We start from the raw sequence: 21,438 nt of genomic DNA on the forward strand, positions 1-21,438 counted from the left end.
CGGTACGTACGAGGACGGGGGCGACCGGGACATTTAGGATCAATGGGGTGAACCTGGATCCGTCCCGGCCGCCCGGCGCCACCCCCGCCGTACCCGACGTCACCGTCGTCGTCATCGTCTACAACGACGCGTCCCGCCTGCCCACGGCCGTCCGCTCCGCGCTGGCGCAGACGCTGCGCGCCGTCGAGGTCGTGATCGTGGACGACCGCAGCACGGACGGCTCGTACGAGACGGCCCGACGGCTGGCTGCCGAGCATCCCGATCGCGTACGCGCCTACCGGCTCCCGGAGAACAGCGGTGGCTGCGGGGCGCCGCGCAACCACGGCTTCGCGCAGGCACGCGGTACGTATGTCGTCTTCCTCGACAGCGACGACGTACTGGAACGCGACGCCTGCCGGAACCTCCTGGAAGCGGCCGAGACCACCGGCGCCGACCTCGTCTCCGGGCTGTGCGTCCGCGTACATGTGGACGCGCGCGGCCGCAAGGAGGTCAAGTGGTACCCCTGGCTGTACGAGCGCACCCGCACCCTGGAGTCGATCGCCGAGCTGCCCGACCTGCTGGTCTTCGACACCCTGTCGACGAACAAGCTTTATCGCCGGGAGTTCCTGCTGGAGCGGGACCTGCGCTTCCCCGTCGGCATCCACTACGAGGACCTGCTCTTCTCGGCGCAGGCGTACGTGGCCGCCCGCCGTATCACCCTGATCCCGAATCGCGTCTACGACTGGAGCGTTGCCGAGAAGTCGGCCGCGAAGTCGATCAGCAACCGGCGTGACGAGATCGCCAACTTCGCGCAACGGATGGAGATCCACCGACGGGTCGACCAACTGCTCGCGGAACAGGGCCTGTTGGAGCTGAAGTTCCACAAGGACGTCAAGTTCCTGAAGCACGATCTGGTGCTGCATCTGCGGGATCTGCCGTTCCGGGACGTCGCTTACCGGCAGGAGTTCGCTGCGCTGGCCCGTGACTACCTCGACTCGATCGATCGTGCCGCGTTCGACGAGGTGGAACCCATCCACGCCATCTGCGCCTATCTGCTGCGGGAGCGCGACTGGGACCACCTCCTCCTGGCCGTGGACACGCTCACCAACCGCGACAAGATCTCCTCGCCGCTGCTCGAACGCGACGGGCGGATCTACTGGTGCGCCGAGCACCTGGACGACGACTTCGCGCGCCGGGTCATGGACGTCACCGAACTCGGCTACCACACCAAGCCGGTTGAGAAGATGTTCCTGCGCAACGCCCTGACCGGCTACGCGGAAGCGGCCGGCACGGTCCGTCTCGCCGGGCGCATCACCAACCCGCTCGGCATCGTCCCGCCCGGCGCGCGGCTCACCGCCGAGCTGGAGTTCTACGCCCGCCGCAAGGGCCTGCGATTCCAGACCTTCCGCTTCCCCGTGGCCACCCTGCGGCACGAGGGCGAGGCCATCGCCTGGGAGGCTTCGGCGGATCTCGCGCGCGGGTTGCGTCCGCTGGGCATCGTGGACGCCGTATGGGACGTACGCCTCCACCTCGACGTCGACGACGCCCGCACCACAACCCGGCTCACCGCCCCCGAACCCCGCCTGGCCGGGGGCCAGTTGCCCGTCCGGCCCCGGCTCACCCGCCTCGCCGCCCACCACATCGAGCCCGAGGTCTCCGCGCGCGGCCATCTCTGCTTCCGGCTTGTGTCCCGCGATCAGGTGGACGCGTTCGTCGCGCGCGGCGTGCAGGGGCCGCCCGGCCGGCTCGCCAAGTCCGGTTACCGGAAGGCGAAGGCGGTGCGCAAGAAGCTGACCTCCGGTGACACCAAGATCCGGCTGTACCACGAGGTGTTCAGCCGGCTGCCCGTGAAGAAACGCCTCGTCGTCTTCGAGAGCCACCTGGGCCGGCAGTACAGCGACAGCCCGCGGGCCATCTACGAGGAAATGCGACGCCAGGGCCTGGAGTTCGAGGCGGTGTGGTCGTACACGGGAAGTCCTACGGGCTTTCCGTCCGATGCCACGCTTGTACGCCGCTGGTCGGGGCCCTATCTCCAGGCGCTGGCCCGGGCCGAGTTCTGGATCGACAACCAGAGCTATCCGCTGAAGCTGAGGAAGCGTCCTCAGACCACGTACATCCAGACCTGGCACGGCTCGGCGCTCAAGCGGATGGGCTTCGACGAACCGGAGTGGAAGCTCAAGTTCCGCCGCGGGCAGGAGGAGCGGCAGCGCACGCTGGACCGTTTCGACCACTTCCTGATCCGTACCGAGCACGACGTCCGCACGCTCGCCCGCGCCTTCCGCCTCAAGGAGAAGACGCTGCTACGGGTGGGCTACCCGCGCAACGACGCGCTCGTACGAGCCCGCCATGCCACCGAACGACCGCCGCTGGCCGCTGAGTTGGGCATCCCGGAGGACAGAAAGGTCCTGCTGTACGCGCCCACCTTCCGCGGACGCGGCAAGGGCCGCTTCGAGCTGCCCTTCGACGTGGAGCGCTTCGCGGATACCTTCGGCGACCGCTATGTCCTCCTCGTCCGCGCCCATTACCTCCACCACATCGTGCTCCCGCCGTCCGTGCGGGGCCGCGTCATCGACGTATCGGCGCATCACGATGTGACCCCGCTGCTGGCGCTCGCCGACGGCCTGATCACCGACTACTCGTCCGTGATGTTCGACTACGCCCTCCTCGACCGGCCGATGTTCTTCTTCGCGTACGACTACGAGGAGTACGTGTACGAGGGCCGCGGAACCTACTTCGACCTGCTGGAACGGGCACCGGGCCCCGTCGTGCGCACCGAGGATGAACTGCACGCCGTGGTCGGGTCGTTGGAGAAACAGGTGGCCAAGTACGCGGCGGCGCGGGAGCGGTTCGTCGCGGACTTCGGCGAGTACGACAAGGGGAACGCGGCGCAGAGTGTCGTCGACCCGTTCTTCTCCCAGTGGAGGTCCTAGTGGAGGTCCCTGTGGAGGCGCGCGTGACGGAGTATCCCGAGCGGGACGTCTTCTTCATCTCCAACAGCGTCAACGAGCTGGGCGGGGTGACGAGTTGGTCGCACCAGATGGCCCGGCTGTTCACCGGGCGCGGGCATCGCATGCACATCGTCGGCATCACTCCGGCCGATGTCGAGCAGGAGCTGGGCGAACTCCCGTATCCGACCACGACGTTGTACTCCGGACGGCCGCCCCGCCCCGGCCGTGCCCGCCGGGCGAGCATGCGCAAGCAGGCCGCCAGGCTGACGGCGCTATTCCGGACGTCGCGCCCCGGCGCGGTCGTCATCGTCACGCAGGTGTGGGCCATGGAGTGGGTCGAACTGGCCGACACACGGGGACTGACCGTCATCGGCATGACGCACGAGTCGTACGACTACTCCAGGGCGGCCGGACGTTTCCGGCGCGTCCTCAAGCACTACCGCGACGTCGACCGCCTGCTCGCCCTGACCCGCGAGGACGCCGACCTCTGGATCGGCCAGGGCCTCAACAACGTCTCGTACATGCCGAATCCGCTGCCCTTCATGCCCGCCGTCCCCTCCCCGCGCACCGCGAACGTGGTCGTCAGCATGGGCCGCCTGCACGACCAGAAGGGCATCGACATGCTCCTCGACACCTGGTCCGAGGTCGCTCCGCACCACCCCGGCTGGACCCTGCGGATCTACGGCTCCGGCGAGGACGAGGAGCTCCTGAAGAAGCAGTGCACGGCACTCGGGCTCGACAACTGCGTTGAGTGGATGGGGAGTACGGGCAATGCGGCGGACGCGTTGCGCGGCGGTTCGGTCTTCGTCCAGTCCTCGCGGGGTGAGGGTTTCCCGCTCGCTCTGATGGAGGCGATGGCGACGGGTCTGCCGTGCGCGGCGTTCGACTGCGCGCCCGGGGTGCGCGAGATCGTCCGCGACGGGGAGGACGGCCTGCTCGCACGCCTCGGCAACACGGGGGAACTGGCCCGCAGGCTGGGCACGTTGATGTCCGACAAGGAGCTGCGGGACCGGATGGGGGACGCGGCGAGGGCGAACATTCAGCGATACGGGGCGGATGAGGTCGTACGGCGGTGGGAGGAGCTGTTCGCGTTCCTGGAGCGCTGAGGTTCCTGGTGCGCTGAGGGGGACTGGCTCCTGAGGCTTCCGTCACCGCCTCCCGCTGGTGAACTCCTCGTACGCGGCCAGTACTTCAGAGGTCGGGCCGTCCATGCGGAGTTCCCCGCGTTCGAGCCACAGCACCCGGTCGCACGTATCCCGGATCGACTTGTTGTTGTGGCTGACCAGGAACACCGTGCCCGCATGCTTCCGCAGCTCCCGGATCCGGGCCTCGGACCGCTTCTGGAAGGAGCGATCCCCGGTGGCCAGCGCCTCGTCGATCATCAGCACGTCGTGATCTTTCGCGGCGGCGATCGAGAACCGGAGCCGCGCCGCCATTCCGGAGGAATACGTGCGCATGGGCAACGTAATGAAGTCCCCCTTCTCATTGATCCCCGAGAAGTCGACGATCTCCTCGTACCGCTCGCGGATCTGCTCGCGGGACATCCCCATGGCGAGCCCTCCGAGGCGAACGTTGCGCTCACCGGTGAGGTCGTTCATCAGCGCGGCGTTCACGCCGAGGAGGGAGGGCTGGCCGTGCGTGAAGATACGGCCGCGCTCCACGGGCAGCAGCCCCGCGACCGCCTTGAGCAGGGTCGACTTGCCGGACCCGTTCGTGCCGATCAGCCCGATGGCCTCGCCTTTGTACGCGGTGAAGGACACGCTCTTCACGGCGTGCACCTTGCGTACGCCCGCCGCCTGCTCCGCCTTCTTGCCGCGCACGATGCGATTGAGCGCGGCGGTGGCGGAGCCGCGGCCGGCGCCGGTGCCGTTGACCCGGTAGACGATGTCGACGCGGTCGGCGATGACGGTGGGGATCTTCTCGTTCTTCTCTGTTTGGTTCTCCGCGTGCTCAGCCACGTCCGTACGTCTCCTCGGCCTTCCAGAAGTAGATGAAGCCGCCGACGCCCGCGAGGAGCGCCCAGCCGATCGCGAGCGGCCATACGTGGTGCGGCAACTGGCTGTGGTTGAAGCTGTCGATCAGCGCGAACCGCATGAGGTCGATATAGATCGCGGCCGGATTGCACTCCAGCGCGAGCAGTACGACGCGCGGCATCTCCTGGTGAGCGCTGAGCACCCTGTCGATGCTCCACATGACACCCGACACGTACATCCAGGTCCGCAGTACGAACGGCATCAGCTGCGCGATGTCGGGGGTCTTCGCCCCCAACCGCGCCATGATCATCGCCACGCCCGCGTTGAACACGAACTGAAGTGCCAAAGCCGGGACTGCCAGCAGCCACGACGCCGCGACCGGCACCCCGAAGCAGAGCAGGATCACGACCAGCGCCGCCATCGAGAACAGCAACTGCTGGAGCTGTTGCAGCGCGTACGACACCGGGAGCGCGGCCCGCGGGAAGTGCAGCGCCCTGACCAGGCCCAGGTTGCCTGAGATCGCCCGTGTTCCCGCCATGATCGAACTCTGCGTGAACGTCCACACGAACACGCCCGTGACCAGGAACGGGACGTAGTCCGGCACGTCGTGCTTGGTGCCCATCAGCACGCCGAAGATGAAGTAGTAGACCGTCGCGTTCAGCAAGGGCGTCGCCACCTGCCAGACCTGCCCGAGCTTCGCCTGGCTGTACTGCGCGGTGAGCTTGGCCGTCGCGAACGCCGTGATGAAGTGCCGCCGTGCCCACAACTGGCGGACGTACGCGGGGAGCGAGGGGCGGGCGCCGCTGACGGTGAGGCCGTAGCGGGCGGCGAGTGCTGCGGGGGCGTCGTCGGCGGGTGGGGCTTCGGGTGACGCCGGCGCCGGGGGCGCGATGTCGAGGACCTGGCTCACGGGCGCTCCTTGCACTTGGCGGCGTTACGTCGCGACGGGACCGTATCGTCGCAACGTGAGCGTAGGTCGATGTGACGTCGAAACGCAACCGTCTCGTCGATACGTAGCCGTCCTGACGCTCCCGTCGGAACGCAACCGTTTCGTCGAAACGCCCTTATGCTCTGCCGCATGACGACGAAGCCCGACGGGAAATCCGAGGGAAATGCCGACGGAGCCGCCCAGAGCCCCCAGCCGCCGCGCCGAAGGGCTCCCGCCGGGGCGGCCGTACTCCGCGAGGATGTGACGGAAGCCATCCGGTCGGCCGTCTTCGAGGAACTCGCCGCAGTCGGCTACGCCCGGATGTCCATAGAGGGGATTGCGCGGCGCGCGGGCGTAGGCAAGACGGCGGTCTACCGCCGATGGCGTTCCAAGCTGCACCTGGTGCTCGACCTGGTGTCGGCGATCGCGGTACAGGGCTTGCCGGACCCGGACACCGGCACCCTGGAAGGCGACCTGCGGCTGCTGTACGAGGTCACGTCCCGCGCTCTCCGCCACCCCGTGGCCTCGCAGATCATCCCCGACCTGCAGGCGGAGGCGGCCCGCAACCCGGAGATCGCGGAGGCCATGCAGAAGGCCCTGCGGGAAGGCCAGGAGGGCGTCGCGAGCGGCATCGTGGCGGCGGCCGAGCAACGCGGCGAGGTCCGTATGGGCATCGACGACGAGATGGCCCTAGACCTCATCTCCGGCCCGCTCTACTGGCGCTCAGTGGTGATCCGCGACCCGAAGCTGCCGAAGGACTACCTGGAGAAACTCACGCGCGCCACGGCGGCGGCGCTGAAGGCGCTGTAGGCGCTGCAGACGGTGCGGCCCTTGCCGCTGGGCGCGCGGTGGCCGGGCGTGCGGTAGCCCGTGTTGCAGACCGGGAGCCGGATCGTTGTCATCCGTGACTCACACCTCGGGCCCGCGCTGGCGCATACTGGTTTCACGATGACGAAGCCTTCCGCGCCCCGGCGCCATCTGCCCACCAGTCCCTTCAAAGCTCCGGTTGCCCCGGTCGCCAAGCACTTCGCTCTGGGCGACCGAGTGTCGCACGACCAGTTCGGCCTGGGCACGATCGTCGGCGTCGAGGACGGCGTCGCGATGCTCGTAGACTTCGGCGCCCGCCAGGCCCGAATCGTCAGCCCTTACACCCGCATGGACAAACTCTGACGAAACCCTGACGGGCTCGTCAGCAACGCTCGCCGCGGAGTGGGACAGCAGTCCCGCCCGCGGCGAACGTGTCTCTGCGCCCGCGGCTGCAGAACCAGTTGCTCGGCCGGCCCCACGGCACGAGCAGCTCGTCTGCACGAGGGGGAGCGGATCTCTCGGGCGGAAGTGATCCAGCCTCAGACGGCGGTCGGGCGGCGCCGGGTAGTGCAGCCGGCGCAGGCACCCGGCATCGTCGCGGAACGGGGCGACGTACTCGAGCGCGTAGGTCACGTCGTGCAGGCGTGGTGCCGGGCGAGCGAAGTCCCAGTCGATGATTCCCACCGGCTGATTCCCCCAGGGAGCGGCTGTCATGTTGATGTCGTCCAGCGGGGTGCGGTCTGGGCCCATGCCTTGTCCCAGTCGGCCAGGCGTCGCCGGTCCAGTGCGCGGGCGGCCGCGGCGTAGGCGAGAGCTCCGGCAAGGAGCACTCCTGCACCGGCTACGCCGGCCGAGCCGAGGGCGCGGCTGCGGATCTGCTCGGCGGTCCAGGGCGGGTCGGTGATTTTTCCGCTGTCGGTGGTCCACACCTGGACAGTGCTCTTGGCGGGCAGGCCGGGCCGTACTTCGGTCGTGGCGGTTCGGGAGTGTCCGGTGGGGTCGGTGAAGCGGACCTTGACCGGGTAGCGGGTGTGCCGGTCTTCCTGCGATCCGGGTTCGGGGTGGCGGGGGGCGTCGTGGAGCAGGACGGCCGGGGTGCGGTGTCGTGACTGGGCCTGTTCGTCGGCGGTCTGCTGCAGGGAGCGGTGCACGATGGTGCCCACCAGCACCATGGCCGGCGGGGTGGCGGCCAGCACGGCCAGGGTCAGGGCAAGCCCGATCCATGCCTGCACCAGGTCGGTGGGGCGGCGCAGGGGGCTGCGCCGCCATCGCCACAGTCTGGTGGAGCGCGGGGCGGGGGGCGGCTGGGCCTGCGGTATCTCGTCGGTCACGTCGCCTCTCTCCTTCGATGCCGAAGAGGCCGGTGCCTGCTGACGCAGGGGAATGCGAGGGCCCAGAAGAGGCTGCAGCATCCGGGCGGTGCCCTCGGGGTCGACGATGGTGCCGCGCTGGATGGGTGGGAGCCTGTGGCGCCCTCGACGGTGATGGTGGGGACGTCGAGGATGATCCCGCGGCCGGGCACCCAGGCGCGGGTGCGGGATCATCCCAGGTCGAGGGCGATCCCGGGACACCGTCGGCACACCGGCCAGGTGGTGGGGCCGTCGGCGGGTGCGAAGTACACGGACATACCCGTCACCGTCCTGCTTCTCGGAGCTGGTGGCAGCGGCCGCAGTAGCGGGCTTGCGGCACGATCTTCAGGCGTGCCAGGGCGATGGGCTGGGCGCACAGGTGGCACCTGCCGTAGCGGCCCTGGACCATCCGCTGAAGTGCCGCTTCCACATCGGAGAGGACCATGCGGGCGGAGGCGGCGAGCTTGACGTGGACCTCGAGCTGTGAGGCGGACTGCCGCCCGCGTATCCGCTCGGCCCGCGTCTGGGACGGCGCTGCGATCTGCCGCAGCTGCTCCTCGCGGAACAGTCGCTGCTCACGCAGGCTCTCGCGGAGCCCGGCGAGATCCTCGGGGCGCAGGCCCGCGTTGTCGGCGCCGATGACCTGGTTGTTCACTTCCTCATGCCTCCACACACGGGAAAAGGAACTCGTTCCACATACCGCCGGCTGTCTGCGATCAGGTGGTTCGGCTCTGGCATCCGACGCAGCAGCGCGCGTACGGCAGGATCTCCAGTCGTTCGACGGGGATGGGCTGGCCACAGTCCTGGCAGATGCCGTACGTGCTGTCCTCGATGCGCTGGAAGGCGGCGTCGATTTCTTTCAGTACGCGCTGCAAGGCGTCCTTCTGTACGGCCATGAGGTGGTCGTTCGTCTCGGGTCCGGCCTCTTCGATCGCGGTGAGCTGGACGAGCCGCGAGGCGCGCTCATGCTCAAGACGCTGCCGGGCCTCATGCGCCGTCAGACGTTCAGGGCCGGATTCGCGGCGCGCGGCGGTGTCGAGTGGCATGGAAAGCAGTCCCTTCGAACGGGGCGGTGACCATGGACCAGTCCGCGGCATCCCGGAGGCCACGTAGGGCTGCGTGCCGCAGCTGTCTGCGGCCGTATTGGTGGGGCGGCCGTCTGGTTCATGTCTCCACCCTGGTCCGCCGGGTCAGGGGAAACCATCGGCCACAGCACCCATCTACAGAGGGCTCGGAGATGCAGGCGTCAGGGGAGATGGGTGTTGTACCCCATCGACACGCTCATCGCGCCGCAGGCAGGCTGGCCCTGGGCGGCGAGCAAGCCTGGTGATGCGCGGAGGGGAACCCGTGCCCGCCTGACGGATAGTGGTGACGGGGCGTATTCCGAGGGAGGCTCAACGGGTTGTGTCGTTGTTCTGGCGGATCTTCGGGCTCAACGCCGTGGTGCTCGGTACGGCCACCGCGCTGCTGCTGTGGGCACCGGTGACCGTCTCGGTGCCGGTGCTGCTGACCGAGGCGGTGATCCTGGTCGGCGGACTGATCGTCATGCTGGTGGCCAACGCCGCCCTGCTGCGTATCGGGCTGGCTCCGCTGGACCGCCTCACGAGGCTGATGACCAGGGTGGACCTGCTGCGCCCGGGCCAGCGCCTGCCGGTGACCGGCCACGGCGGGGTGGCCGAGCTGATCCGCACCTTCAACGCCATGCTCGACCGGCTGGAGGCCGAACGCGCCACGAGCAGCGCCCGCGCCCTGTCCGCCCAGGAATCCGAGCGGCAGCGCATCGCCCAGGAACTCCACGACGAGGTCGGGCAGAGCCTGACCGCGGTCCTGCTGGGACTCAAGCGAGCAGCCGACCAGGCCCCCGAGCCCCTGCGCGCCGAACTGCAGCAGGTGCAGGAGACCACCCGCGAAAGCCTGGACGAAGTACGCCGGCTCGCGCGCAGGCTGCGCCCCGGCGTCCTGGAGGATCTGGGCCTGATCAGCGCGCTGACAGCACTGACCAACGACTTCGCCACCCACACAGGGCTGAAGATCACACGCCACTTCGCCGCTGACCTGCCGCCTCTTGACCCGCAGATCGAACTGGTGCTCTACCGGGTGGCGCAGGAGGCGCTGACCAACGTCGCCCGCCACGCCGAAGCCGAACGCATCGAGCTGAGGCTGTGGCGAACCGCCGGTGCCGTGGTGCTGGGCATCAGTGACGACGGCCGAGGCATCGGTATCGCCCGGGAAGGTGCCGGGATCCGCGGCATGCGCGAACGCGCCCTGCTCATCGGCGCCACGCTCGAGATCGACACCGGCACCACCGGTGGCACGCACGTGGCCCTGTCCGCACCCATCGCCAAGAACCCCGTGTCCACCGCAGAGACCGCCAAGGACCCCGTGCCCACCGCAGAGGAAGAGGACGCCGATCATGGCTGACCAGGCCCCGATCCGGATCTTGCTCGCCGATGACCATGCCCTGGTCCGCCGCGGGGTGCGGCTCATCCTCGACGGTGAACCAGACCTTGAGGTCGTCGCCGAGGCCGGCGACGGCGCGGAAGCCATCGCCCTGGCCCGCACGCACGAAGTGGACCTGGCCGTCCTGGATGTCGCCATGCCGCGCATGACGGGACTGCAGGCCGCACGGGAACTGTCGTCCCGCCAACCGCAGCTGCGGATCCTGATGCTGACGATGTACGACAACGAGCAGTACTTCTTCGAGGCACTCAAAGCCGGAGCCTGCGGCTACGTACTGAAGTCAGTGGCCGACCGCGATCTGGTCGCCGCGTGTCGGGCGGCCATGCGCGGCGAGCCGTTCCTCTACCCGGGAGCGGTCACCGCCCTCATCCGCAACTATCTCGACCGTGTCCGCCGGGGCGAGGAGGTTCCGGACCGCGTGCTGACCGCCCGGGAGGAGGAGGTCCTCAAACTCGTCGCCGAGGGCCATTCCTCCAAGGAGATCGCGGAGACGCTGTTCATCAGTGTCAAGACCGTGCAGCGCCATCGGGCGAACCTGCTGCACAAGCTCGGTCTGCGCGACCGCCTGGAGTTGACCCGCTATGCCATCCGGGCCGGCCTGATCGAACCCTGAGCCGCCCGCACTTCGCGAAACCTTGCCCCCGGTTTCACGTGCCGGATCAGGGTATGACGACCAGAGCCCGAGAAGGAGGCGGCGTATGGCCCAGCCCCGTCGCGCCGCCACTCCATGCGGCTGTCCACGCCGCGCAGACACCGCCGGCAGGCTGCTGCCCGTACTGGTCGCCCTCCTCGGCCTTCTGACCATTCTCGGCACCGCCGCCCCCGCCTCTCCCAGCGGCGTAACGACTTCGATCCCCGCGGTGGCCCAGGGAAGCGGCGGCAGTACCACCCCGCACGCCGACGACACGTGCACCACGACCTGGGGTGTCCCGGCGCGAGCATCCCGGGACACCACCGCTGAGCGGCACGCTCCGCCGACCGCGGGCACGCCCGTCCCTCGATGCTCCGTGCTGCCGCGCCCCGAGCCGGGGGCGCTGTCGGCGCCCGCGCCCGAGGCGGCCGGACCTCATGAGCACACCGTGCGGCACAGCGGGCGGGCGCCACCGTCTCCAGCCGGCCTCTGACATCTCCCCTTGTCTTCTCCCGCGCCGCCCGGGGCGGCCGCGGTATGCCTGCTGGAGGCACTCTTGACGCGCGCCACGCGTGTACGGGCCATCTTCGCCCTCGCTGTTCTCGCCCTGTCGCTCTACATCGCCGCAGCCGTACCGGTCCGCCTCGGCCTCGACCTGCGCGGCGGAACCCAGATCGTGCTGGAAACCCGTGACTCGCCGACCGCCGAGGCGGACTCGGCGGCAACCGATCGCACCCTGGAGGTACTGCGCCGCCGTGTCGACGCACTCGGCGTCGCCGAGCCCTCCATCGCCCGTTCCGGGGACGACCGGATCATCGTCGAACTGCCCGGTGTGCAGGACCCGCGCGAGGCCGCCGACGTCCTGGGCCGTACCGCCCAGCTCACCTTCCACCCCGTGCTCGGCATCGCCGAACCGGGACAGGCACCGACCGAGCGGCCGGAGGAACACCTCCGGCCCGACGAATCCGGACAGCGGCTGCGCCTGGGGGCCTCCGCGTTGACGGGAGCCGACGTCGACGGCGCCGAAGCGCGGATCGACCAGCAGGGCGTGGGCGGTTGGTTCGTCAGCGTCGACTTCAAAGACGCGGGCGCGGACGGCTGGGCGGATCTGACCGGTGCGGCAGCCTGCGCCCCGGTCGGCGATCCCACGCGCCGCGTCGCCATCGTGCTGGACGACAAGGTCATCTCCTCCCCGCAGGTCGACCCCTCGGTCGCCTGTCGCACCGGCATCACCGGCGGCAGCACCCAGATCACCGGATCCTTCAGCCCGTCAGAGGCCCAAGAACTGGCCCTGCTCGTCAACGGCGGTGCACTTCCGGTGCCGGTCGAGACCGTCGAACAGCGCACCGTCGGCCCCACCCTGGGCGCCCAGGCCATCCGGGCCAGCGCGCAGGCCGCCGTCATCGGCACCGTGCTGACCTCCCTGTTCCTCATCGCCGTCTACCGGCTCATGGGCACGCTGGCCGTCCTGGCACTGGCCTGCTACGGACTGATCTCCTACGCCGCCCTCGCCGCCCTGGGTGCCACGTTGACCCTGCCCGGGCTCGCCGGGTTCGTCCTCGCCATCGGCATGGCGGTCGACGCCAACGTCCTCGTCTTCGAACGCGCCCGCGAGGAATACACCACCCGCCGCCGCAAGAGCCTGCGCTCCGCCCTGACGGCCGGATTCCGCAACGCATTCAGCGCCATCGCCGACTCCAACATCACCACCCTCATCGCCGCCGGGCTGCTGTTCTTCCTCGCCTCCGGCCCCGTGCGCGGTTTCGGCGTCACCCTGGGCATCGGCGTCCTCGCCTCCATGCTCAGCGCCCTGGTGATCACCCGCGTCCTTGCCGACTTCGCCGTCACCCGGCGCGCCGTACGCCAACGCCCCCGCCTCACCGGCATCGCCGGCACCGGCACCGTCCGCGACTGGATCTCCCGCCGCAGCCCGGACCTGATGCGCCACCGGCGCCGCTGGCTGGCCCTGTCCGCCGCGGCCCTCGTCCTGGCCACCTCCGGGATCGCGGTGCGCGGGCTGAACTTCGGCGTGGAGTTCACCGGCGGTCGGCTCATCGAGTACTCCACCAGCGCACCGGTGTCCGCCGACCGGGCCCGGGATGCCCTGGCCGACGCGGGCTTCCCTCGCGCCGTCGTCCAGACCTCCGGGGAAGGCGCCCTGACCGTGCGTACCGACGAGCTCTCGAATGCCGAGGAGGCCCGGATCACCGAGACGATCGACGACCTCGCCGGCACCGCGGAGAAAACACGGGACGAACTGATCGGACCCAGCCTGGGCGCAGAGCTGCGCCGCGGCGCCGTCATCGCCCTCGCAGCGGCTCTCGCCGCCCAGCTGCTCTACCTCGCCGTCCGCTTCCGCTGGACGTTCGGCACCGCAGCGGTCGCCGCCATGGCACACGACGCGCTCATCCTCATCGGCATTTTCGCCTGGCTGGGCAAGCCCATCGACGGGGTGTTCCTGGCGGCCCTGCTCACCGTCATCGGCTACTCGGTCAACGACTCCGTCGTCGTCTTCGACCGCATCAGGGAACTGTGGCCGGGCAGGAAGACCGCGGCCGCGCCGCGCAAGACACCCTTCGCACACGCCACCAACACCGCGATCCTGCAGACGGTCCCGCGCACCATCAACACCGGCATGGGCGCGGCGTTCATCCTGTGTGCGCTCGCCCTGCTGGGCGGGGACTCCCTGACCGACTTCGCCCTCGCCCTGCTCATCGGCATCGTCGTCGGCACCTACTCCTCGATGTTCACCGCAGCGCCGCTGGCCGTCGAACTCCACTCCCGCAGCACTCCGCCACCGGGGCGCCTTCCGTCGAGCGGACCTCAGAGCGCAGAGACGCCCTGATGCAGCGCATGCGGCGGAAACAACGCGGTCTTCGACGCGGCGTATGACGACATGTGACCCGGCCGGCGACGGGCGGCCGGGAATCCGTCACACTCAGTGAGACGGGTTCACGAGTAGGACGATCTTGTCGGGCTGGGTCGGGCTGGTGTGATCACGGTGCCGGAAACGCACGGCTGAGCAGCCGTGCGAGGCGTTGCCGCGTTTCCGCGTCCGCGGCTACCGAGCCAGCCGCTCCGCCAGCCCCACCAGCTCCGCCGCCCGCAGCACCCGCCCGTCGAACCCCGGCAGCGGCACATGCAACGGCTCGGTCCACCGCGACGGGACGGCGTCCGCCCCGTACACCGCCCCCGCGAGCCCACCCGTGACCGCCGCCACGGTGTCGGTGTCCCCGCCCAGATCGACGGCGGCCCGCACGGCACCTTCGTACGAACCGGTGGTACGCAGCGCCCACACGGCGGACCCGAGACACGGCCACACAGCCCCGTTGAACTCGGTGGCCTGGTCGGGATGCCAGTCCGGCGCTAGGACGACCGCGTACCGCGCCCGATGATCCGGGTGTACGAGATCCAGGGCGCCCGGCAGCGCATCGAGCGGGTCGCCCCCGGCCAGAGCCACCCGCTCGGACACCGCCCACCGCTGGAACCGCCGGAAGATGTCGGCCAGTTCGAGCCCACCACACTCCAGGAGCGACTCCCCGACGAGCACGGCCATCTGGGTGTCGTCGGTCGCTTCGCCGGGGTCCCAGCCGCCTCCTCCGCACATCTCACCGCCGCCACCGGGCTTGGGAAATCGCGCGGAGAACGCCACCTCGGGCCCGAACTCGAAGGGCGCGCCCAGGGCGTCTCCGACGGCGGAGCCGAGGACGGCTCCGATGGCACGTGACGTGCGGTCGATCGGCGTCATCGTGGGGCGAGGCGGCCGGCCTTGAGGGTGGAGAGGAGGGCGCGCAGGGGGGCGGGGGCCGTGGTGAGGAAGGTTGTTGGGCGTTCGCTTTCGCGGAGGCGTATCGCAGTGTCGTCGGCGGTGGCGAGTTCGACGCAGTCCTCGCCCGAACCGCCGCCCGAGAACGACGACTTCTGCCAGGTGAGAGGAGTGGACAAGGGGGCGCCTTTCAGAGTTCCTGGACGATCTGGGTGATGAAGTCCCGGGAGGGACCTGGTTCGAGGGCAGTGGATACGACCCTGTCGTAGCGCTTCCGGTATTGCTTGAGCCGCGGCTCGCTGTCGAGGAACTCGCCGCCGTGCGCGGTGTCCAGTTGGACGGTGTCGAGCTGAGGCACCGGGCCGTGCACGTACAGCATGGAGTGCCCAGCTCCGGCGAAATCCTCGGTGGAGAAGGGCAGGACGCGAACGGTCACGTTGTCCAGGTCCGATAGCTCCAGGATGCGTTCAAGCTGGGCGCGGGTCGTCTTGCGGCCGCCCACGAGGATGCGCAGGGCAGCTTCGTGGATGACCGCCTCGTACGGTGTGGCATGTTCCCCGGTGATGATCTGCTGCCGTCGAGAGCGGAACGCGACGTGTGCGTCCAGGTCTTCCTGCGGCCAGTCCGGAGACACGTAACGGAACATGGCCCGCATGTGATCCTCGGTCTGGAACAGACCGGGTACGTGCGCCATTTGGAAGGTCCGGACACCCTCGGCGTGCTGTTCCAGCTCGGCCAGGTTCAGTCCCGAAGGGGCGACGATGCCTCGGTACTCCTCCCACCAGCCCTTTCCGCGCTCGGCAGCCATGGCTACCAAGGCGTCGACGTACGCGGTGTCATCGCACGCGCAGTGGGCGGCGAGGCGCCGGAGCCTGTCTTCGCTGATGCCGCTGCGTCCGGTCTCGACGTGACTCTGGTGCATGGGATTCGACCCGAGCAGCGCGGCAGCGGCGCGTGCGGAGATCCCCGCGTGTTCGCGCATCTTGCGGAGTTCGGCACCCAGGCGCTCTTGTCGGGCCGTGGGATTGCTCCTTGGCGGCATCGTCCCTTCTTCCTGGTCGCTCCGCTGACAAGTTTGCCGCGCGCCAGCATGGCACGGGCACGAGAGCCGTCACCAATTCGTGGCTATAGGTTGCTCCGGCTATAGGTTGTCCCCTACCTTCAGTGCCGAAGCCGACACGCTGCGTTGCATCAGCGTTCGGCTGCTCAACTCGCCCATGCCCAAGGCCAGTTGGAAGCGCACCCGTGCGAAGTCGACCCCACGGGCAATGACACCAACCGGCGCCTACTCCTCTCCTCTCCTCCTGCCATTTCCTCATCCCTGCAACGGAGTTGATCCTCCATGCCCGAATACACACTCTTCTGCCCCTCCCTGGACACCACCCCTCGCGTCGCCCGCGACTTCGTCGCCTCTGTCCTGCGCTCGCAGCAACTCGGCGACCTCGTCGACGACGCAGCCCTCTGCACCTCCGAACTCGTCACCAACGCCTGCGTACACGCCAAGGGGACCGCCGCTGTGTTACGGCTGGCCGTCGGTGAACCGCTCGCTCCGGTCCGTGTCACCGTCTACGACGGAGACCTGCAGCCGCCCGTACTGAGAGAGAGCTGCCACGGCGAGAGCGGGCGCGGCATCTGGCTCGTGGACGCACTCACCGAGGGGAGATGGGGCACAGAACCCGACGCTGCACACTCCGTCGACCCTCCCCTGGGAGGGAAGGGCGTCTGGTTCGAACTCGGGGCGCCGGGCCCATCCGGCCTCGGCCGATGATGGGCCGGACGTGGTCATACGCGGATACCCTGGCACGTGACGACCACGAGCACACTGGGCCTGACCAGCGGGCGGCGAGAAGGGATCGAGGGATGAGCGCACAGCCGGTGCATCACGATGGGCCGATCATCCCGATGCCGCCCCTGACCAGGGACGCGTTGCGTGAGGCGGTGAAGCGGGTGAGCCTCGTGGATCTGCCCCAGTTCGACCTGGAAGCCGGGCGGGCGTTCGACCAAGCCAGCCAGACCGGGAGTACGGCCCCGCTTCAGCTCTTCCTGAAACGCTGGGGCGTCTTCGTGGCGATCGAAAGGGATCCGTCACGAGCGGCTCGTCTGCACGAGGCTGAGCGGGTCTCTCAGGACGAAACAGTCGACGAAGCCGCGTTCCGCGTCGCCATGGCGGAGATCAACAGGATTCTGCGCGAGGCCGAGCGGGAGATCGAGGCTTGAACGACCAGGAGCCCCAGGACCCTGGATGGGCCTGGGAGTACGGCGCGGACCCGGACTGGGTGGTCGGCGAATTGCCGGCCGAAGGACGCGCAGCCGCCGAGGAAGTCGCGAGAGAACTCGTCGTACTCGCCTCACTGGGCCAGGATCCGGGCGACGGAGCGAGCGTGACGAACCCGCAAGGCCTGCGCGTGATCGCCATGGGTCCGCTCATGGTGTGGTACCAGATCATCGACTACCGCAAGCGGGTGTACATCCAGCGGGTGACCTGGCTTGGTTGAGTCCAGGCCGAGGTCAGGCGGATGTCGGCCCGGGGTCGGGGTGACGCCTGTCGGTCTAGGCCGATGAACGGCTGGACAGGGCAGCGAGAAGTGCGGTCGGCGTCGGGTGAATCGGCTACTCGAGCAGTTGTCGGTGCGTCTTGCTCCAGCCGATCTTGCGGTCAAGTGCGGCCAGGAACCCGTCGGCGGCCCAGGTGGCCTGGGGCTCGTGCCCCTGCTCGGCCAGTCGGCGCACGAGGTCGGCGTTGTCCTGCTGTCTGGCAATGACGGCGTCGACGATCCCCGCGGTCGAGTCGAGGCCGTACGCGCTGCAGAAGTGCTCCAGCCTCAGACGGCGGTCGGGTGGCGCCGGGTAGTGCAGCCAGCGCAGGCACTCGGCGTCGTCGCGGAACGGGGCGACGTACTCGAGCGCGTATGCCACGTCACGCAGGCGTGGTGCCGGGCGAGCGAAGTCCCAATCGATGATTCCCACTGGCTGGTTACCCCGCCAGACCACGTTCCAGGGGCCGAAGTCTCCATGGCAGACGACCTCGTCGTCGGAGCTGCCTGCATCTCTGCCGCCTGCATCCGTGGACCAGTTCGCACCCGGTGGAGGTGAAAAGCCCTCGCAGGCATCGTGGTACTCGCGCAGCAGTCGGGCAAAGTTGCCCAGGTCCTGGTCGTCCACGACCTTGGCCCAACCCATCGAGCCGGAGTCACCCTCGATGTACGTAAGGACCTCACGACCTTCGCCGTCGATTCCCAGCGGTTGGGGCGCGTAGGCGAAGCCAACCTTCTCCAGGTGTCGCAGCAATGCGTGGACGGTGGGCGTCCACTGCTGGACCGGCCTGCGGACAGTGTCACCGATCCGAACCACCCGGCGGTGGGCACCGTCCTGCATCACTTCCTCGCTCGACACTTGGTTCACGCTAGCCAGCCCTCGTGGTGTAGCCCGTGGGCTTCTCTGCGGGGGCCCGATACAGCACACAGCGGCGAAGCGGCCCTTCGGGCACGCTCGGGTCCTCGAAGTCGTCAGCCGGGTCCCGTGTCATGCCGATCCGGCGCATCACTGCCTGGGAACGAAGGTTATTGGCGGTCGTCGATGCAACGATCTCCGGCAGCCCGAGGGTCTCGAAGCCGAAGGCCAGGCACGCCAGGGCAGCCTCGGTGGCGTAACCGTGCCCCCACGCCGAACGCCTCAACCGCCACCCGATATCCACCCCCGCGAACGGCATCTCCTCGTCCACCTCGTCCAAGCCGACGCGGCCGATGAACTCACCGGTCTCCCGAGCTTCGAGCGCCCACCACCCAAAGCCTCGCTCGTCGAACTCGGCCTGCATGAGTGCCACCGCGGCGTCGCTTTGCTCCCGCGTCAGCAGTTCACCCAGGTGCTCTCGGACTTCGGGATCGGCGTTCATCGCCGCCCACGGCTCGAGGTCGGACTCCCGCCACCGGCGGAGCTGGAGACGATCGGTACGCAGCTCTGGCATGCCGACCAGCTAACGCCATCACGATCAGGGCGTCGATCGGTTATGGCGAACCCATACGGTGCTCGCCAACGCCAGCCCTGCTGCGCAGATCTTCACGGCCTGCACCACCCGACGGGACGCTATCTCCCCACCGAACGGCCGCTGGAGGCTCCTTGCTGGTCACAGGTACGGGAAAAGCTCCGCCTTCGCACGGCAGCGAACCGATGTTGAGAGACTCCAGCTATGGGATCTTGGGGAACGTTGGGGCCGGCGCTGTTGTCTCTGGCAGGTGTTGTGCTTGGCGCGGGCGGATCGCTGTTTGGCCAGTATCTCGTCTCGCGAGCAAGCACCCGGCAGGTCGAAGTGCAGGAAGCGGCCGAGCACCGCGCGGAGCTCAAGAATGCCGTCTTGAAATTCCTAGCCATTGCGTCGCAGGTGGAGAAGGCGGCGTTCGCGCGCTCAGGCAGTGGCGACAGTTTGGCCGATCCCGTTCTCGACCAACTAGTCGATGATCTATGGCTGGCTCATGCGGAGATCGACCTGGCTGCCAGAAGTGAGCCACTGAGGGGTGCCGCCTATCGTTATGCAGCCCGCCTCGGTGAGGCAGCCCGGGGTGCGATAGCCGAGGTGTCTGCGCTGCGCGGGCCGCAGGTGCAGTTCTTCGACGCAGCGTATGACGACATGTGGCCCGGCCAGCGACGGGCGGCCGGGGAATCCGTCACACCTCGGTGAGACGGGTCCATGAGTAGGACGATCTTGTCGGGGCTGCTGTGAGCACGGTGCTGGAGCGGACGCAGTCCGCCCTCCGCCGCATCCCTCTACTGCGGCCGCATCAAGTCGAGGTCCTCGCCCCATGCATCCAGCACCGCGCCGTGTCCGGCCCGCCGGGCTGCTGCCTCGACACGGGCGAAGAGGTGCCGTTGCAGGGGCACGTCGCCTGTTCCCGAGATGTGGGCGACAGCACCGAGCAGCATGTCGGTGTCCCAGCCGGGCAGCGGGTATCGGGCGAGTTCCCACTCCAGGTACTTGTTGTAGGGGCGGGGGCGACGGTCGAGAGCGAAGAGCAGCTCCAGCAGGAAGCGAATGCTGTCGGCGGCGTCCAGGTGGGCGGCGAGTGAATGGCCGTCGCGGTCGTTTTTGACGGAGCGGTAGTGGGAGTTGGCATAGGCGTCGAGCCACTCACGGGAGTCCCGGAAGGCTTCATCGGTGTCGAGACGTGCCTTGTCGGTCAGGAGTTGGGCGATGCTTCCGTCGAGCCGGTCGAGTACCACCTGGGCGCGGGCGAGGGCGTAGCGCTCGAAGCCGGGCATTCCGGCTGCGCGGAACTCGGCGAGGGAGACGATGACGAGGTCGAGTTCGGGGGTGCGGTGGCCTGTGAACCGGGTGAGATCCGTGGCCGCGTCATCGGCGAGGATGACGTACAGGTCGTGGTCGGAGTGCTTGGTGGTCATGCCCTCGTGGGCCTTGGAACCCTTGAGGACGATGCCGACGACGGCGGAATCGGCGCGGGCGAGTTCGACGAACGCGTCGTAAGTGAGGGGCTGTTGAGCAGTCACGTGTGATCTCCGGTGGGATGGTGACGGGTATGCCTGCCGGGGCGGCCCCGCTGTCGGGGGCGCCCTGCACCGTCCGCGGCGACACTTGGCCGCCGCCCGGAAGATCAACGCACGTGTGGACCCTATCGCCAGGCCGACCGAGAGGCATCGAACTCAGCCGGATTCAGGGTCGGTTCGCGTCGATCGGCTCAGCCGTGCTCTGACTTGCCGAGCGCGTCAGGCTTCGCCAGAGGGCGCAGCATGGCCGTCCCAGACACCAGTTGTGGCTGTCTCCTGGGCATAGTCCGCGAAGTCGCGGGGCGGGCGGCCGAGAACGCGCTCTACGGTGTCGGTCACCTGGGCCCTGCGGCCGTCGAAGACCTCGGTCATCAGGTTGGCCAGTTGCGTTGCGTACTCGGGCGGCACGCCTCGTTCGGTCAGGGATGATATGAACTGGTCGGGTGTGACCGGTAGATAGCGGATGTCCCTGTGGGTCGCGCTCGCTATCTCGGCGATGGCGTCGGCGAAGGTGAGCAGTCGTGGGCCGGTCACGTCGTGGATGCGGCCGGCGTGGCCGTTCTCGGTCAGGGCCGCGACGGCGACTTCCGCGATGTCCTCCGCGTCCGTGAACGGTTCCGCGACGTCGCCGGCCGGAAGGGCGACCAGACCGGACCGGACCAGTTCTACGAGGAAGGCCTCGCTGAAGTTCTGCGTGATGAAGCCCGCCCGTACGATGGTCCACTCCGCACCCGAGTCCCGTACCGCCTGTTCGCACCGCTCGGCCTCGTCGGCACCGCGGTCGGCCAGCAGGACGAGGCGCCGGACGCCGCGGGCCACTGCAAGGTTTGCGAAGGAACCCACGGTCCTGGCCGCGCCGGGGAACGCCGCGTCGGGGTAGAAGGCCACATAGGCCGCTTCCATGCCTCGTAGCGCGGGTTCCCACGTGGTGTCGTCCTGCCAGTCGAAGGGCGGATCGGCGCGCCGTGAGCCCACCCGTACTGGCACGTCACGCGCTTCGAGTCCGGACACGACGCGGCGTCCGGTCTTGCCTGTCCCCGCGAGGACCAATGTTGTTGGCGCTGTCGCTGTCATGATCCACAGTCCACCGGATCGTCGGGC

Annotated in this window: 24 protein-coding genes and 1 pseudogene; 12 read left to right on the top strand and 13 right to left on the bottom strand. The window is 68.8% G+C overall.

Going from position 1 to position 21,438, the window contains the following annotated elements:
* Window positions 1–47: 47 nt before the first annotated feature.
* Both ACQEVY_RS28870 and ACQEVY_RS28875 read left to right on the top strand, forming a co-directional pair.
* Window positions 48–2,909: a bifunctional glycosyltransferase/CDP-glycerol:glycerophosphate glycerophosphotransferase gene (locus ACQEVY_RS28870; protein WP_432952294.1), complete on the top strand. Its 2,862-nt coding sequence runs from the start codon at window positions 48–50 to the stop codon at window positions 2,907–2,909.
* A gap of 23 nt (window positions 2,910–2,932) precedes the next feature.
* Window positions 2,933–4,033, top strand: coding sequence for a glycosyltransferase (locus ACQEVY_RS28875; RefSeq protein ID WP_432952295.1), 1,101 nt, complete (start codon window positions 2,933–2,935; stop codon window positions 4,031–4,033).
* A gap of 42 nt (window positions 4,034–4,075) precedes the next feature.
* Here the strand turns inward: ACQEVY_RS28875 and ACQEVY_RS28880 are convergent, their stop codons facing one another.
* Both ACQEVY_RS28880 and ACQEVY_RS28885 read right to left on the bottom strand, forming a co-directional pair.
* Window positions 4,076–4,885: an ABC transporter ATP-binding protein gene (locus tag ACQEVY_RS28880; RefSeq protein WP_432952296.1), complete on the bottom strand. Its 810-nt coding sequence runs from the start codon at window positions 4,883–4,885 to the stop codon at window positions 4,076–4,078.
* Complete coding sequence (locus ACQEVY_RS28885; RefSeq protein ID WP_432952297.1) at window positions 4,878–5,810, bottom strand: ABC transporter permease; 933 nt, start codon at window positions 5,808–5,810, stop codon at window positions 4,878–4,880. Before ACQEVY_RS28885 ends, ACQEVY_RS28880 begins: the two co-directional genes overlap by 8 nt.
* A 156-nt stretch (window positions 5,811–5,966) precedes the next feature.
* Between ACQEVY_RS28885 and ACQEVY_RS28890 the strand changes: the two genes are divergently transcribed.
* Entirely contained in the window at window positions 5,967–6,638 is a 672-nt protein-coding gene (locus ACQEVY_RS28890) for a TetR/AcrR family transcriptional regulator (RefSeq protein WP_432952298.1), read from the top strand.
* Window positions 6,639–6,776: 138 nt separating this feature from the next.
* Window positions 6,777–6,998 carry a hypothetical protein gene (locus tag ACQEVY_RS28895; RefSeq protein WP_165345107.1) on the top strand — a complete coding sequence of 74 codons (222 nt, stop codon included), beginning with the start codon at window positions 6,777–6,779 and terminating at the stop codon, window positions 6,996–6,998.
* A gap of 347 nt (window positions 6,999–7,345) precedes the next feature.
* Here the strand turns inward: ACQEVY_RS28895 and ACQEVY_RS28900 are convergent, their stop codons facing one another.
* The 4 genes and pseudogenes from ACQEVY_RS28900 to ACQEVY_RS28915 form a co-directional block, all read right to left on the bottom strand.
* Window positions 7,346–7,966: an Rv1733c family protein gene (locus ACQEVY_RS28900; protein WP_432955448.1), complete on the bottom strand. Its 621-nt coding sequence runs from the start codon at window positions 7,964–7,966 to the stop codon at window positions 7,346–7,348.
* 48 nt (window positions 7,967–8,014) lie between these two features.
* Window positions 8,015–8,262 (bottom strand): annotated as a pseudogene (locus ACQEVY_RS28905) (hypothetical protein); the annotation flags it as partial.
* 5 nt (window positions 8,263–8,267) lie between these two features.
* Window positions 8,268–8,639 (bottom strand): TraR/DksA family transcriptional regulator, encoded by a 372-nt coding sequence (locus tag ACQEVY_RS28910; RefSeq protein ID WP_432952299.1) that lies wholly within the window; start codon window positions 8,637–8,639, stop codon window positions 8,268–8,270.
* A 61-nt stretch (window positions 8,640–8,700) separates the two neighbouring features.
* Window positions 8,701–9,030, bottom strand: a complete 330-nt coding sequence (locus ACQEVY_RS28915) for a TraR/DksA family transcriptional regulator (protein WP_432952300.1) — start codon at window positions 9,028–9,030, stop codon at window positions 8,701–8,703.
* Window positions 9,031–9,388: 358 nt separating this feature from the next.
* Here ACQEVY_RS28915 and ACQEVY_RS28920 point away from each other — a divergent pair, with 358 nt between their 5' ends.
* The 4 genes from ACQEVY_RS28920 (at window position 9,389) to secD (ending at window position 13,920) form a co-directional block, all read left to right on the top strand.
* Window positions 9,389–10,405: a HAMP domain-containing sensor histidine kinase gene (locus ACQEVY_RS28920; RefSeq protein WP_432952301.1), complete on the top strand. Its 1,017-nt coding sequence runs from the start codon at window positions 9,389–9,391 to the stop codon at window positions 10,403–10,405.
* Window positions 10,398–11,057 (top strand): response regulator, encoded by a 660-nt coding sequence (locus ACQEVY_RS28925; protein ID WP_033326529.1) that lies wholly within the window; start codon window positions 10,398–10,400, stop codon window positions 11,055–11,057. Before ACQEVY_RS28920 ends, ACQEVY_RS28925 begins: the two co-directional genes overlap by 8 nt.
* An 85-nt stretch (window positions 11,058–11,142) precedes the next feature.
* Window positions 11,143–11,568, top strand: a complete 426-nt coding sequence (locus ACQEVY_RS28930) for a hypothetical protein (RefSeq protein ID WP_432952302.1) — start codon at window positions 11,143–11,145, stop codon at window positions 11,566–11,568.
* A gap of 63 nt (window positions 11,569–11,631) precedes the next feature.
* Window positions 11,632–13,920, top strand: a complete 2,289-nt coding sequence (secD, locus tag ACQEVY_RS28935) for a protein translocase subunit SecD (protein WP_432952303.1) — start codon at window positions 11,632–11,634, stop codon at window positions 13,918–13,920.
* A gap of 216 nt (window positions 13,921–14,136) precedes the next feature.
* Here the strand turns inward: secD and ACQEVY_RS28940 are convergent, their stop codons facing one another.
* Genes ACQEVY_RS28940 through ACQEVY_RS28950 form a run of 3 tightly spaced genes read right to left on the bottom strand, consistent with a single transcriptional unit; the run spans window position 14,137 to window position 15,883 of the window.
* The gene (locus ACQEVY_RS28940; RefSeq protein WP_432952304.1) at window positions 14,137–14,823 is read right to left on the bottom strand and encodes an ADP-ribosylglycohydrolase family protein; all 687 of its coding nucleotides are present in this window, start codon (window positions 14,821–14,823) and stop codon (window positions 14,137–14,139) included.
* Entirely contained in the window at window positions 14,820–15,020 is a 201-nt protein-coding gene (locus ACQEVY_RS28945; protein ID WP_432952305.1) for a DUF397 domain-containing protein, read from the bottom strand. Before ACQEVY_RS28945 ends, ACQEVY_RS28940 begins: the two co-directional genes overlap by 4 nt.
* 11 nt (window positions 15,021–15,031) lie before the next feature.
* On the bottom strand, window positions 15,032–15,883 hold the full coding sequence (locus ACQEVY_RS28950) for a Scr1 family TA system antitoxin-like transcriptional regulator (protein ID WP_432952306.1): 852 nt from the start codon (window positions 15,881–15,883) through the stop codon (window positions 15,032–15,034).
* A gap of 300 nt (window positions 15,884–16,183) precedes the next feature.
* On the opposite strand from ACQEVY_RS28950, the gene ACQEVY_RS28955 reads away from it, so the two are divergent.
* The 3 genes from ACQEVY_RS28955 to ACQEVY_RS28965 all read left to right on the top strand — a co-directional run bounded on the left by ACQEVY_RS28955 (window position 16,184) and on the right by ACQEVY_RS28965 (window position 17,336).
* Window positions 16,184–16,609 (top strand): ATP-binding protein, encoded by a 426-nt coding sequence (locus ACQEVY_RS28955; RefSeq protein ID WP_432952307.1) that lies wholly within the window; start codon window positions 16,184–16,186, stop codon window positions 16,607–16,609.
* Window positions 16,610–16,701: 92 nt separating this feature from the next.
* Window positions 16,702–17,058 (top strand): hypothetical protein, encoded by a 357-nt coding sequence (locus ACQEVY_RS28960; RefSeq protein ID WP_432952308.1) that lies wholly within the window; start codon window positions 16,702–16,704, stop codon window positions 17,056–17,058.
* Entirely contained in the window at window positions 17,055–17,336 is a 282-nt protein-coding gene (locus ACQEVY_RS28965; protein WP_432952309.1) for a hypothetical protein, read from the top strand. Before ACQEVY_RS28960 ends, ACQEVY_RS28965 begins: the two co-directional genes overlap by 4 nt.
* Before the next feature lie 115 nt (window positions 17,337–17,451).
* On the opposite strand, the gene ACQEVY_RS28970 is transcribed toward ACQEVY_RS28965, so the two are convergent.
* Window positions 17,452–18,234, bottom strand: a complete 783-nt coding sequence (locus ACQEVY_RS28970; protein ID WP_432952310.1) for a phosphotransferase enzyme family protein — start codon at window positions 18,232–18,234, stop codon at window positions 17,452–17,454.
* A 10-nt stretch (window positions 18,235–18,244) separates the two neighbouring features.
* On the bottom strand, window positions 18,245–18,805 hold the full coding sequence (locus tag ACQEVY_RS28975; RefSeq protein WP_432952311.1) for a GNAT family N-acetyltransferase: 561 nt from the start codon (window positions 18,803–18,805) through the stop codon (window positions 18,245–18,247).
* A gap of 222 nt (window positions 18,806–19,027) precedes the next feature.
* On the opposite strand from ACQEVY_RS28975, the gene ACQEVY_RS28980 reads away from it, so the two are divergent.
* Window positions 19,028–19,516, top strand: a complete 489-nt coding sequence (locus ACQEVY_RS28980) for a hypothetical protein (RefSeq protein WP_432952312.1) — start codon at window positions 19,028–19,030, stop codon at window positions 19,514–19,516.
* An 86-nt stretch (window positions 19,517–19,602) separates the two neighbouring features.
* Here ACQEVY_RS28980 and ACQEVY_RS28985 read toward each other — a convergent pair whose 3' ends face one another.
* Both ACQEVY_RS28985 and ACQEVY_RS28990 read right to left on the bottom strand, forming a co-directional pair.
* Entirely contained in the window at window positions 19,603–20,340 is a 738-nt protein-coding gene (locus ACQEVY_RS28985; protein ID WP_432952313.1) for a hypothetical protein, read from the bottom strand.
* A gap of 216 nt (window positions 20,341–20,556) precedes the next feature.
* Window positions 20,557–21,411: an NAD(P)H-binding protein gene (locus ACQEVY_RS28990; protein WP_432952314.1), complete on the bottom strand. Its 855-nt coding sequence runs from the start codon at window positions 21,409–21,411 to the stop codon at window positions 20,557–20,559.
* Between the last annotated feature and the right edge of the window lie 27 nt (window positions 21,412–21,438).

The organism is Streptomyces sp. CA-288835 (assembly GCF_050936385.1).
Classification (GTDB): domain Bacteria; phylum Actinomycetota; class Actinomycetes; order Streptomycetales; family Streptomycetaceae; genus Streptomyces.

Coding starts and splice junctions, on each gene's coding strand:
- ACQEVY_RS28890 (WP_432952298.1), top strand. CDS start 5,967: ATGCTCTGCCGCATGACGACGAAGCCCGACGGGAAATCCGAGGGAAAT.
- ACQEVY_RS28895 (WP_165345107.1), top strand. CDS start 6,777: ATGACGAAGCCTTCCGCGCCCCGGCGCCATCTGCCCACCAGTCCCTTC.
- ACQEVY_RS28915 (WP_432952300.1), bottom strand. CDS start 9,030: ATGCCACTCGACACCGCCGCGCGCCGCGAATCCGGCCCTGAACGTCTG.
- ACQEVY_RS28925 (WP_033326529.1), top strand. CDS start 10,398: ATGGCTGACCAGGCCCCGATCCGGATCTTGCTCGCCGATGACCATGCC.
- ACQEVY_RS28930 (WP_432952302.1), top strand. CDS start 11,143: ATGGCCCAGCCCCGTCGCGCCGCCACTCCATGCGGCTGTCCACGCCGC.
- ACQEVY_RS28940 (WP_432952304.1), bottom strand. CDS start 14,823: ATGACGCCGATCGACCGCACGTCACGTGCCATCGGAGCCGTCCTCGGC.
- ACQEVY_RS28950 (WP_432952306.1), bottom strand. CDS start 15,883: ATGCCGCCAAGGAGCAATCCCACGGCCCGACAAGAGCGCCTGGGTGCC.
- ACQEVY_RS28955 (WP_432952307.1), top strand. CDS start 16,184: ATGCCCGAATACACACTCTTCTGCCCCTCCCTGGACACCACCCCTCGC.
- ACQEVY_RS28960 (WP_432952308.1), top strand. CDS start 16,702: ATGAGCGCACAGCCGGTGCATCACGATGGGCCGATCATCCCGATGCCG.
- ACQEVY_RS28975 (WP_432952311.1), bottom strand. CDS start 18,805: ATGCCAGAGCTGCGTACCGATCGTCTCCAGCTCCGCCGGTGGCGGGAG.
- ACQEVY_RS28980 (WP_432952312.1), top strand. CDS start 19,028: ATGGGATCTTGGGGAACGTTGGGGCCGGCGCTGTTGTCTCTGGCAGGT.
- ACQEVY_RS28990 (WP_432952314.1), bottom strand. CDS start 21,411: ATGACAGCGACAGCGCCAACAACATTGGTCCTCGCGGGGACAGGCAAG.